General features: G+C 28.1%; 14 protein-coding genes. 5 read left to right on the top strand and 9 right to left on the bottom strand.

All coding sequences use genetic code 4. The annotated features are described in order from the left end of the window. Positions 1-17 precede the first annotated feature (17 nt). From AC6I4F_RS00615 to AC6I4F_RS00600, 4 genes are read right to left on the bottom strand one after another with little or no spacing between them, the layout of a single operon-like run. On the bottom strand, positions 18-2,675 hold the full coding sequence (locus tag AC6I4F_RS00615) for a cation-translocating P-type ATPase (RefSeq protein ID WP_497873903.1): 2,658 nt from the start codon (positions 2,673-2,675) through the stop codon (positions 18-20). A gap of 24 nt (positions 2,676-2,699) precedes the next feature. Then, positions 2,700-2,876, bottom strand: a complete 177-nt coding sequence (locus AC6I4F_RS00610) for a hypothetical protein (RefSeq protein ID WP_497873902.1) — start codon at positions 2,874-2,876, stop codon at positions 2,700-2,702. A 57-nt stretch (positions 2,877-2,933) separates the two neighbouring features. Continuing rightward, positions 2,934-3,575, bottom strand: a complete 642-nt coding sequence (locus tag AC6I4F_RS00605) for an aldo/keto reductase (RefSeq protein WP_497873901.1) — start codon at positions 3,573-3,575, stop codon at positions 2,934-2,936. A 31-nt stretch (positions 3,576-3,606) separates the two neighbouring features. Further along, complete coding sequence (locus tag AC6I4F_RS00600) at positions 3,607-4,254, bottom strand: NAD(P)-dependent oxidoreductase (RefSeq protein WP_497873900.1); 648 nt, start codon at positions 4,252-4,254, stop codon at positions 3,607-3,609. Between the two features lie 403 nt (positions 4,255-4,657). Between AC6I4F_RS00600 and AC6I4F_RS00595 the strand changes: the two genes are divergently transcribed. The 5 genes from AC6I4F_RS00595 to AC6I4F_RS00575 all read left to right on the top strand — a co-directional run bounded on the left by AC6I4F_RS00595 (position 4,658) and on the right by AC6I4F_RS00575 (position 6,226). Then, complete coding sequence (locus AC6I4F_RS00595; protein WP_497873899.1) at positions 4,658-4,894, top strand: hypothetical protein; 237 nt, start codon at positions 4,658-4,660, stop codon at positions 4,892-4,894. Positions 4,895-5,079: 185 nt separating this feature from the next. Continuing rightward, on the top strand, positions 5,080-5,298 hold the full coding sequence (locus AC6I4F_RS00590; protein ID WP_497873898.1) for a hypothetical protein: 219 nt from the start codon (positions 5,080-5,082) through the stop codon (positions 5,296-5,298). Between the two features lie 44 nt (positions 5,299-5,342). Beyond that, on the top strand, positions 5,343-5,504 hold the full coding sequence (locus AC6I4F_RS00585) for a hypothetical protein (RefSeq protein ID WP_497873897.1): 162 nt from the start codon (positions 5,343-5,345) through the stop codon (positions 5,502-5,504). Continuing rightward, positions 5,426-5,593, top strand: a complete 168-nt coding sequence (locus tag AC6I4F_RS00580; RefSeq protein ID WP_497873529.1) for a hypothetical protein — start codon at positions 5,426-5,428, stop codon at positions 5,591-5,593. Before AC6I4F_RS00585 ends, AC6I4F_RS00580 begins: the two co-directional genes overlap by 79 nt. A 72-nt stretch (positions 5,594-5,665) precedes the next feature. Next, positions 5,666-6,226, top strand: a complete 561-nt coding sequence (locus AC6I4F_RS00575) for an IS1595 family transposase (RefSeq protein WP_497873896.1) — start codon at positions 5,666-5,668, stop codon at positions 6,224-6,226. Between the two features lie 16 nt (positions 6,227-6,242). On the opposite strand, the gene AC6I4F_RS00570 is transcribed toward AC6I4F_RS00575, so the two are convergent. From AC6I4F_RS00570 to fusA, 5 genes are all read right to left on the bottom strand, one after another. Beyond that, entirely contained in the window at positions 6,243-6,674 is a 432-nt protein-coding gene (locus AC6I4F_RS00570) for a hypothetical protein (protein WP_497874803.1), read from the bottom strand. Positions 6,675-6,940: 266 nt separating this feature from the next. Beyond that, the gene (locus AC6I4F_RS00565) at positions 6,941-8,047 is read right to left on the bottom strand and encodes an IS1595 family transposase (RefSeq protein WP_497873894.1); all 1,107 of its coding nucleotides are present in this window, start codon (positions 8,045-8,047) and stop codon (positions 6,941-6,943) included. Next, positions 8,013-8,660: a nitroreductase family protein gene (locus AC6I4F_RS00560; RefSeq protein ID WP_497873893.1), complete on the bottom strand. Its 648-nt coding sequence runs from the start codon at positions 8,658-8,660 to the stop codon at positions 8,013-8,015. The genes AC6I4F_RS00565 and AC6I4F_RS00560 overlap by 35 nt, the downstream gene beginning before the upstream one ends. 102 nt (positions 8,661-8,762) lie before the next feature. Then, complete coding sequence (gene tuf / locus AC6I4F_RS00555) at positions 8,763-10,019, bottom strand: elongation factor Tu (RefSeq protein WP_497873892.1); 1,257 nt, start codon at positions 10,017-10,019, stop codon at positions 8,763-8,765. 103 nt (positions 10,020-10,122) lie between these two features. Then, positions 10,123-12,225: an elongation factor G gene (gene fusA, locus AC6I4F_RS00550; RefSeq protein WP_497873891.1), complete on the bottom strand. Its 2,103-nt coding sequence runs from the start codon at positions 12,223-12,225 to the stop codon at positions 10,123-10,125. Positions 12,226-12,228 lie beyond the last annotated feature (3 nt).

Below are 12,228 nucleotides of genomic sequence, written 5' to 3'. Positions count from 1 at the left end.
TAATTTTCCATTCTATATTATTTAACTTTTACTTTATTTTGTTCTTTTTTAATTAATTTATTAACTAAAAGTCTAATTCCTTTATACACTTCTAATAATCACATTGGTATTGCTGATAAAGCAATACAAAGTAATCAATCAACTGCCCGAAAACCAGCAACAATACCAAAAGCATTGCTAACAACAGGTGTAAAAATAATAAAAGTATTAATAGCAAAAGCACTAATCGCCGCAACTCAAATATATTTATTTTTTCAAGTAATCTTATTAAAAATACTTGTATTAGCACCTGAAACAAAAGAAAATACATAAAAAACAGGAGCATTAGTCATTATAACAAAAACAAAACCTTCACTATCATTTTCACGTAAAATTTGAGTTAAAAAATGAAAAGCTAATAGTAATAAGGTACTTAATATTATACTAACAATACCAATAAATCCTCAACTACCAGTAAGAATTCTATCATTCCGTTTCGTTGGTATTCTAAGCATTAAATCAGGGTTATTAGGTCCCATTGACATTGGAATTGCAATAACAGATTCAACAATTAAATTAATTCATAAAATTTGAATTGGTTGCAATAATTCATTTCATCCAAAAATAGCACCAATAACAATTGAAAATACTTGGGCCATATTAGTAATTAAAATAAAAATAACAATTCTTTTAATTTTACTGTAAATATTGCGTCCTTCTTCAATAGCATCAACAATAGTAGCGAAATTATCATCAGTTAATACTATTTGTGAAGATTCTTTAGCAACATCGGTTCCCGTAATACCCATCGCTACTCCAATATCTGCCGCTTTTAAACTAGGAGCATCATTAACACCATCACCAGTCATCGAAACAATCTTATTATGACTCTGTAATGCTTTAACAATCTTAACTTTATGTTCAGGAGAAACACGAGCAAAAACTCGATATTGATTAATATTAGCATTAAATGATTCTTCTGGAATATCATCAATCGTATTACCACTAAGTGCTTGTGTTTTATTTTCAATCAAACCTAATTCTTGACCAATAGCAACAGCAGTATTTAAATGATCACCAGTAATCATAATTGTATCAATACCTGCTTTTTTAGTTTTAACTAAAGAATCTTTAACTTCGTTTCTTGGTGGATCAATCATTCCAACTAATCCTAAAAAAGTTAATTTACTTTCAATTTCACTAATATTACTATAATCTTTCGTATTATTAACAGTTTTATAACTTGCTCCCAAAACACGTAATGCTGAATTTGACATTTCTTCCATACTTGCAATTATTTCTTTTTTAATTTGTGCAGTTAATACTACCCTTTCGTTATTAATAAGCGCATGAGTACAAATATTAATCATATTATCAACAGCACCTTTAACAAAAACATAAGTTTCTTTATCATATTCATTAATTGTTGACATTAATTTACGATTGGAATCAAAAGGTATTTCATGAACTCGAGTATGTTTATCACTAAGTGCCTTTGTTGGAAACTTTAATGTTTCTGATCAATTAATAAGTGCTGCTTCCGTTGGATCACCAATAGTTTTATTTTTACTAACTTCACTATTATTACATAATACTAAACAATCTAAAAATAATTGTTCTTGCTTAGTTTTCTTTTTAAAGTCATTACTATCATTAACTGATTTTGTTAAATAATATTTTTTAACAGTCATTTTATTTTGTGTTAAAGTTCCGGTTTTATCAGAACAAATAATATCAACTTGACCTAATGTTTCAACAGCAGGTAAATGTTTAACAATAGCATGTTTTTTTGCCATTCTTGAACTTCCCAGTGATAATGAAACGGTAACAATAACTTGCAAACCTTCAGGTATTACTGCTATTGTTAAAGCAATTCCAAAAATTAAAGCATTAATAGCAGGTACTTTAATTAATAAAAATTGTAATAAAAACATAGCTAAACCTAATAATAAAGCAAAAACCGAAATTATTCTAATTAAAAAAGACATTTGTCGCGTTAATGGTGATTTAGGTTCTTTTTCTTTTTGTAATAACTTAGTTATTTTTCCAATTTCAGAAGTTTTTGCTGTTGCATAAACTAAACCAAGACCACTACCTGTAGCAATAGAAGTAGACATAAAAGCAAGATTAGTTCTTTCACTAATTGATAATTTTTCTTCAGTTAATGCTTCAGTAGTTTTACTAATTAAGGTTGATTCACCAGTTAAAAGTGATTCATTAGTACGTAAATTATAAGACTGAATAATACGCAGATCAGCAGGTACAAACATTCCTGCATCTAAATAAACCAAATCACCTACCACTAAATCTTTAGCATCAATATCGTATTTATTACCATTACGAATTACTACTGCTTGTGAAGAAACTAATTTATTTAAAGGATCCAAAGAAGCTGCAGCTTTTACTTCTTGATAAGTAGCCAAAGTAGCATCAACAATTACAATTAAAAAAACAACTAATGCTTCTTGTCATTGACCAATAACAGTAGCAATAATTGCTAATGCAATTAATACTAAAACAAATAGTTCAATAAAATGTGCTAAAACTATTTTTCAAATTGGTTTTTTTTTCGTAACTGGTAATTGATTAGGTCCTGTTTCTATTAACAATTGAGCTGCGGCTTCTTCAGTTAAACCTGTAACAAAATTAGTATTTAATTTTTTTGCTAATTCCTTAGTTGAATCATTTCAAATCACAATTATTTAACCCCCTTTTTAAATTTAATCCATCATAATTCTTTTTCAAAATTTTTTATCATTAGATTGTGGCCCTAAAGCAGTTTTTGGTAATTTTTGAATTTTTAACATCTCTTCTTCTGTTAGTTGAAAAAACCCAATATCGGGATTACTAATAATTCGCTCTGGATTAGTTGATTTAGGAATAACTACTTGACCCAATTGTCAAACTCATCTTAAAGCAATGTGACTAGTAGTAACCTTGTATTTATTTGCTAATTATTGTAATAATGGTATTTCATCTGCTCTACCACCTAGCATTGTTCTTCATGAAGTAACAGCAATATTATTCTCGTAACAAAAATCTATTGTGTTTTTTTGATTAAAACCAGAATGTGTTTCAATTTTATTAATTGCTGATTTTATTTTTATTTTTTTAAAAAAATCTTTCAATTGTGAACTATTAAAATTTGAAACACCAATTGCCCTAACTTTACCATATTCATAAAATTCTTCTAATGCTCTTCAACATTCAAAACTTTGTTTAGTTGGTCAATGAATTAAACATAAATCTAAATAATCTAGTTTTAAACGAGTCAGGATACCACGCAAAGCATCTTTAGTAAGTTCATATTCATCATTGTCATTTCAAATTTTAGAAGTAATAAATAAATCTTCCCTTTTAACTTCTGGATTTTCTGCTAAAAAATCTTTAATTGCATTACCAATTATCTCCTCTTTTTTATAATATTCTGCAGTATCAATATGACGATAACCATTTTGCAAAGCACAAATTACTGAATTATAAATAGATTTACTATCAACCATTAAATATGTACCTAATCCAAATTGAGGAATTTTGACACCATTATTTAAAGTTATCGTTTTTTGTAAAATTTGTTCTTTTGTAAGTTTTAACATTTGTCTAATATCCTTTCAAACAAAATATTAATTATAACCCGCTGTAAAACCTTTTTTTAATAAATTTTTGTTCTTTAATCTGATTAATAATAGCAAATGCAGCATCACCATAACTAATTTCACTTTTTCCTTCTTTATTAACAATTAAGTGATTGTTACCAATTTTAAATTTGCCTAAAGTTGGTAATTCTGGGTCATAGTATAAAGAAGGGCTAAAATATGTTCAATTAATGTCAATGCTACGATAAGTAACTAATGCTTGAACTTGTTGTTGTGCATGCTCTTTTCATGCTTCAGGAAATGCAATTGTTTCTACTAATATTTCATTCTTATCATTTAACAAACTACCAACACCACCAACAATTAATAACCTTTTAATATTTTGACATTCATGCATGATAGTAATTAAGTTTTTAGCAACTTGCTGATGAATATTTTGGGGATTATCAATAGTAGGGCCGTAAGCACTAATTAAAATATCAACATGATTAACAACCGCTTTAATACTACTTTTATTAGTAAGATCAGCTTTTTTAATGGTCAATCGATTATCATTATTAAGAATTGGCATTTTAATAGGATTTCTAGTAATGGCAACAACTTGATATCCCTGTTTTAAAGCTTCTTTAGTTAAGGCAAGTCCTGATTTTCCTGATGCTCCAATAATTCCAATTTTCATAGTTAGTACTCCTTTTTCAAACTTAATTTTAACGAAGAGTCAACAATATACTATAGTAATTATAACATAAGTACACCTTATATTAGGTATTAGTTTGGGTGTTAGTAAATCATAAAATTATGATTTTAATTTATAATATTGCTACTTTTACTTATAATTTTACAATTATATATAATAATTTAATTACAAAAATATTTTTAAAAAAGATAAAAAAATGATATTATTAATAATAATTTATTAAATGTTCATTACTAATATAGATATTTTTATCTATATTAGTTTTTTTAATTTTATTAAATTATTTTAAAAAAAATAAAGATAAATATTGAAATTTAAAATTTACTATATGTTTATTTTTAAAATAAAGTCTTTATTCAAAAAACAAAAAGATGAAGGAGAAAATATGTTATTTAAAGAAAATACAGAAAATTCAAATGTTACATTTTGTATTAAAAATCCTACTGTAAAATATGAATTTCAATTACATCAAGATAATAACCCATTAGAAATTGAAACACTAGAAAAAGTAACAGTAACTTGTCATCGCGGTGATTATATTATTACAGGAGTTATTGGTGAACATTGAGTTGTTAACCAAAAAAAATTAAAACTACTTATATTCCGGTTATTAATAATATAAGTAAGGGGGAAGCTTGAGCAAATCCCGATTCTAAAATAAAAATAGTTAATCTTAATAAAGATAACAAAAGCAGAGAATTATCACTACCTTGGGGTCCAAATGGTACTAAAAAAGAAGTAAAATATACTAAAGAAGATGTTTTAATTTGAGATAAAGATGGATATTGATATCTTTGCAAAAAATCAGTGTTTGAAAATACTTATTTAATTAGTCAATCTAAAACAGAACTTGAAGAACAATTTCAAAATTTACTTAAATTAACAAATAATAATGATAATTTAGAAACTCAAGATGTAAGTTCAAATAGTGAAACAAGATTGAATGTTAATGAAATTAATAATTTAATGCCTTTATCAACAAATACAACAATATATAATTCACAAATACCAAAAAATTTAAACTAAAAAAATAAAATGTAATAAAAAATATTAATTATTTAAATTAATATTTGGAAATTATCCCCGCATGTACTAGTGTGGAGGAAAAAATGAATTGAAATGAATTCAATAGCATATTTCAAAATGAAAACGATTGTTTGAAATATATAGCGAAGTTGAAAGTAATGAAATGATCAGGTGTGCTTCTTCTAGTTTGAATGTTTCTGATTTAAGAAGAATAAGATGTTTGAAATGTCATCAAACATTTAGTATTCTTCATGACACCATTTTTCACAAGTCACAAACATCTTTTCCATCTTAGTTTTATTTCATCTTTAGATGAATAAACACAAAGCATGGTATACCATCAACAGATGTTGCAAGGGAATTGGGTGTGACATATAAAACAGCTTGAAGAATGAATCATGAAATCAGAACTAGAATTTGGAATCAAGATGCAGGGTTCATTGATGATGGCACAGCACAGATGGATGAAATGTATCTTTCAAATGTAGGTTTTAAAAAACAAGGAAGATCCTTGGTGAATAAAACCTTGATTGTTGGAGTTTATGAGAAAACCAGCAACAAACTAATTGTGAAAGTATTGAAAAAAGCAGATGAGAAAAACCTTTTATGATTTGCATTGAAACACATTTCTACTGGGTGTTGTTTGTTTACGGATTCTTGGAAGGGATATGGAAGTTTCAAAAACTTCTATCACAAACATGAAATCGTAAATCATGAAGTTGGGTATGTGTCATCAACAGGTGTAAACACAAACCAGATTGAATCTGCATGAAAACACATCCGACGAACTTTTCGAACACACATAAAAGTTTCAAAACATAATATTCATTTATATGCAAAAGAAGCTGCATATAAATTCAATAAGATACCTAGTTTTGAAACTATAATTTTGTGTTTGATTTATATACATGTGGGGATAATTTCCTAGATAGGCTTTTATTTTCTTAATATTTATCACAAAAAGTATAAAGTAATGATAAGATTGCAGCGCCAATTAAAACATCATTTTGATTATGATTTGCTACTTGCGTAGTAAAACTAGGTAATAAACAAATATTATTAAAAAAATATTGATCAATAATACTTCCAATATTATTATTTGTTAATGAAAATCGTTCTTTTAATATTTTACAATAATCATTATTATTTTTAATTAGTATTGAAGTTTTTTTAGTAGCACCAACATCAAGATGTAAACCTTTTTTATATAAAGGTAAATTTAAAAATTGATCATTATTTCAAATATCATATAAATCAAAAATTTTATGTTTTTGAAAAAAATAACTAACTTTATTTTTGAATTTACTTTCATCATTATGATAACTCAAATAGTTTTTTAACATTAATATTTCAGTTCTGGCACCAAGTAAAATCAAAGATTTAATGTTATATTTTAATAACTTATTAGTTTAAAATTTAAAAAACTGTTGTTGATGTTTAACAAGTTTTAAATCTTCATTTAAAATATTTGGTTGTGGAATAACAGTTTTAACGAATAAATGTAACTTTTTATTTTGGAAATTACTAACACTTAAATCTTTTTTTTATTAATAATTAAGGCTTTTATCTCTTTATATACTATTTTTAAATTTTATCACATAAATGGAGATAAAAGCCTATCTACGGACTTCTCCTCACATTTTTAAATCAAACATAGCATTACAGTTTCAAAACTAGGTATCTTGTTGAATTTATATGCAGCCTCTTTAGCATATAAATGAACATGATGTTTTGCAACTTTGATATTTGTTTTAAATGCTCTTCTTATATGTTTTCAAACTGATTCAATTTGGTTGGTATTTACACCATTTTTTGAAACATAGCCATCTTGATGGTTAACTGTTTCATGGTTAGTAAAAACTGATTTAAAATCGCAATATCCTTTTCAAGAATCAGTATATACAAGACATTTTGAAGAAATGTGGTTTCTTGCAAAATGCAAAAGATTTTTACTCTTTGCGTTTTTCAATACTTTTACAATTAAATTATTGGTTGTTTTTTGATAAATTCCAATAATCAAGGTTTTATTCAACAAGGATCTTCCTTGTTTTTTAAAAACCATATGTGAAAGATACATTTCATCAATTTGTACTGTACCTTCAACAATAAATTGAGGTTCTTGTTTTGCAATACGTGTTCTGATTTCATGACCCATTCTTCAGGCATTTTTCAAAGTCACTCCCAATTCCCTTGCAACATCTGTTGATGGTATACCATGCTTTGTGTTTATTCATCTAAAGATGAAATAAAACCAAGATGTCAAAGGTGTTTGTGACTTGTGAAAAATAGTGTCATGAAGAATACTAAATGTTTGATGACATTTCAAACATCTTATTCTTTTTAAATCAGAAGTATTCAAATTAAAACTAAAACACCTGATACATTTGTTTTCTTTCAAATTTGCTATATATGCAAGACATTGCTGTTCAGTTTGAAAAGCATTGATGAATTCATTTCAATTCATTTTTTCCTCCACACTAGTACATGTGGGGAGAAGTCCGATAATTAATAATGCAATTGAAAAATTTTTTTCAAAATCATGAGCATACGAATTGTTCTTTTTTTTATGTAATAAATTACGAAAAGTCTCAAAATCAAAAATAAGAATTGGATATTCAATCTTATCTAAAAATTTACCAATAAAATTAATATTTAATTCAATATCTAAGTTATTTATTTTTAATTTTTCCATTGCAATACATTTTCTAATACATTTATTTGATAAGCGTACTGATTTCACTAACTTCATTTTTAATAATTTTAGTTTTTGATGGATAACCATAACCAGCAGAAACTAAAATTGTAACATGATACTTATTAGGTTCAATAATCTTATTTGATTCTAAGTAAGTTAATAATTGTTGTTCATTAAAACCACCTAATACAACATTATCAATTTCATGAGCAGTTAATAATAATAAAAGGTTTTGTAATAAAATAAAAGTTTGACATTGTGCCCAATGATTTATTTGTGTTTTTTTGTCATGATCAAAGAAATTATTAAATGTAGATTTATAAATTTCGTATTGTGGTTTTGTTAAATTACGTCTTTTCATAACAGTATCAACAAATCATTGATTACTAGTATTGAAATTTTCACCACTATAACTTAATAAAATAAATAAATGTGAACAAGCACTAACTTGTTGTTGATTATTTATGATTGGTTGCAATTGTGCTTTAATTTTAGAAGTACTAATAACTAAAATTTTTCATGGTTCTAAACCATATGAAGATGGGGTATGACGCACATAGTTAAGAATATCGTTAATTTTACTATCACTAATAACTTTACTAGGATCATAATTACGAATTGATTTACGATTTAAAATTAGACTTTCCAGTTCTTTAACATAAGGCATTGATTTGTCATCTCTTTTCTATAAATTAATTTTACTACTAAAATATTTTTAATCAAAAATCTTTATTCTCAAAAGAGAATAAAGATTTTTGATTTAATGTGATTATTCAATAACCTCAGTAACTTGTCCGGCTCCAATAGTTCTTCCGCCTTCACGGATTGAGAATTGAGTACCTTTCTCAAGGGCAACTGGGTGAATTAATTCAACAGTAATAGTAACGTTATCACCTGGCATAATTAATTCCGATTTTTCACCTTTATTAATAAAGTTTCCCATACTTCCTGTAACATCAGTTGTACGGAAATAAAATTGTGGTCGATATCCCGGATTAAATGAAGTATGACGTCCACCTTCTTCTTTAGTTAGAATATAAACTTCACCTTTAAATTTAGTATGTGGAGTAACTGATCCTGGTTTAGCAATAACTTGTCCACGTTGAATATCTTCACGTTTAACTCCACGTAATAATACTCCAACGTTATCACCAGCTTGTGCTTCATCTAATAATTTTCTGAACATTTCAATACCAGTAACAACAACTTTTTTAAGACCTTTGTTAATACCAATAATATCAATTTCATCATTAACTTTTAAAGTTCCACGTTCAATTCTTCCAGTAGCTACTGTTCCACGTCCAGTAATAGTGAAAACATCTTCAACAGCTAATAATACTGGTTTATCAACTTCTCTTTTTGGTGTTGGGATTCATTCATCCATTGCTGTTAATAATTCTTTAATTTTTGCTTCTCATTCTTTTTTACCATCTAATGCCCCTCTTGCAGAACCACGAATAATTGGTGTATCATCACCTTCAAATTCATACTTAGTTAGTAATTCACGAATTTCTATTTCAACAAGTTCTAATACGTCATCGTCTACACTTTCCATATCACACTTATTTAAGAATACAACAATTTTTTTAACTCCAACTTGACGTGCCAATAGAATGTGTTCACGTGTTTGTGGCATTGGACCATCAGTTGCAGAAACAACTAACACTGAACCATCCATTTGAGCTGCACCTGTAATCATATTTTTAATGTAGTCAGCGTGACCTGGACAGTCAACGTGTGCATAGTGACGAGTTGGTGTTTCATATTCAACGTGAGCTGTATTAATAGTAATACCACGTGCTTTTTCTTCTGGAGCAGCATCGATAGAAGCATAGTCCTTAAACATACCTTTATATCCATCTGCTTCATGTTTTGAACAATAACTAGTAATTGCAGCAGTTAATGTTGTTTTTCCGTGGTCAACGTGACCAATTGTTCCAACATTAACGTGCGGTTTTGTACGTTCAAATTTTTGTTTTGGGCCTGTTGATACAGGCTTTGATTTTTTTACTTCTTTTTCTGCCATTTTTGTTTCCTCCTTGGAAATAATTAATACTTATTTTTATTTAATTAAATTAAACACTAAGATAATTTTAAAGTAAAGTTATTATACTTTCAATTAAATTATTTTATTTTTTAGTAATTCTTCCTTTTTGATATTTACCAGCAACTGCTTCAGCAACTGATTTTGGTGCTTCTTCATAGTGTGAAAAAGACATTGTATATGTTCCGCGTCCTTGGGTCATTGAACGTAATTGAGTAGCATAACCAAACATTTCAGATAAAGGCACTTTAGCTTTAACAACTTTACTATTACCACGCATTTCATCTGCTTCGATAGTACCTCTTTTACCAGAAATTTTACCAACAATAGAACCATAATATTCATCTGGAATAATAACTTCAACATTCATAATTGGTTCTAATAATACTGGTTTTAATAAATCTTTATTATATTGTAAAGATTTAGAAGCTGCAATATTAAAAGCACGTTCTGAAGAGTCAACAGGGTGGAATGAACCATCATATAATGTTGCTTTAACGTCAATAACTGGATATCCTGCAATTAAACCATTAGCTAATGATTCAATTAATCCTTCTTGTACTGGTTTAATGTATTCACGTGGCACTTTACCACCAACAATTTTATCAACAAACTCGAATCCTTTATCTGGATTTGGTTCAAATTTAATAATAACATGTCCATATTGGCCGCGACCACCTGATTGATGAATATATTTACCCTCAGCGCGCTCACAAACTGCTTTAATTGTTTCACGATAAGCAACTTGTGGATTTCCAATGTTAGTTGCTACTTTAAATTCACGTTTTAAACGATCAGTTAAGATGTCTAAATGCAGTTCTCCCATTCCTGAAATAATTGTCTGTCCTGTTTCTTTGTCTGATGAAACACGGAATGTTGGATCTTCTTCTGCAAGTTTTTGTAAACCTAAACTCATTTTTTCTTGATCAGCTTTTGTTTTAGGTTCAAGCGCTAATGAAATAACTGGTTCTGGAAATACCATTTTTTCTAAAATAACTTCATGTTTTTCATCACATAATGTATCACCAGTAGTTGTATCTTTTAAACCAACAATAGCAGCAATGTCACCAGCATAAACCTTTTTAATTTCGGAACGACTATTGGCATGCATTTGTAAAATTCGACCAACACGCTCTTTTTTTTCTTTAGTTGAGTTTAATACATAACTACCAGATTCTAATGTTCCCGAATATACTCTAAAAAAAGTTAATCTTCCAACAAAAGGGTCAGTCATGATCTTAAATGCTAACGCTGAGAAAGGTTTTTCATCACTAGAATGAAGTTCTACTTCTTTTGATGAAACAGGTAATATTCCTTTAATTGCAGGTACATCTAATGGTGAAGGCAAGTAATCAATAACTGCATCTAACATTAATTTAACACCTTTATTTTTAAAGGCACTACCACATAATACTGGGAAAAACTCAGCAGCAATTGTTGCTTTACGAATTACTGTCTTAATTTCAGCAACAGTTACTTCTCCTTCAGCATATTTCATAAAGAAATCCTCATCAAAGTGAGAAAGTGCTTCTAATAATTCCTCACGTCTACTTGCAATAACATCTTTAAGTTCTTCAGGAATTGCAATTTCTTTATAATCCTCATTTGGTTTACCATCAAAATGGTATGCTTTCATCTCAATTATATCAATAATTCCATCAAAAGCATCTTCTGCGCCAATTGGTCATTGAATTGAATGAGCATTAGCACCAAGACGATCTTTTAATGTTTGAATTGAATGAGCAAAGTCAGCCCCAATTTTATCCATTTTATTTGCAAAAACAATTCTTGGTACATTATACCTAGTTGCTTGATTTCAAACAGTTTCGGTTTGTGGTTCAACTCCAGTTTGCGCGTCTAATACGGCAACTGCTCCGTCTAAAACTCTTAATGACCGTTCAACTTCAACAGTAAAATCAACGTGACCCGGAGTATCAATAATATTTATTCGATTATTTCTTCAAACAGCAGTTGTTGCAGCTGAAGTAATAGTAATACCACGTTCTTGTTCTTGTTCCATTCAGTCCATAGTTGCGGCACCTTCATGTACTTCACCAATTTTATGAATTTTACCAGTATGATATAAAACTCTTTCTGTTGTTGTAGTTTTACCGGCATCAATATGAGCCATAATTCCAATATTTCTAGTATTTGCTAGTGAATATTCTCGACCTGATTTTTCTGCCATTTT

The sequence above is a fragment of the Spiroplasma ixodetis genome (genome assembly GCF_059729505.1).
This window is presented reverse-complemented; position numbering and strand designations above follow the sequence as displayed.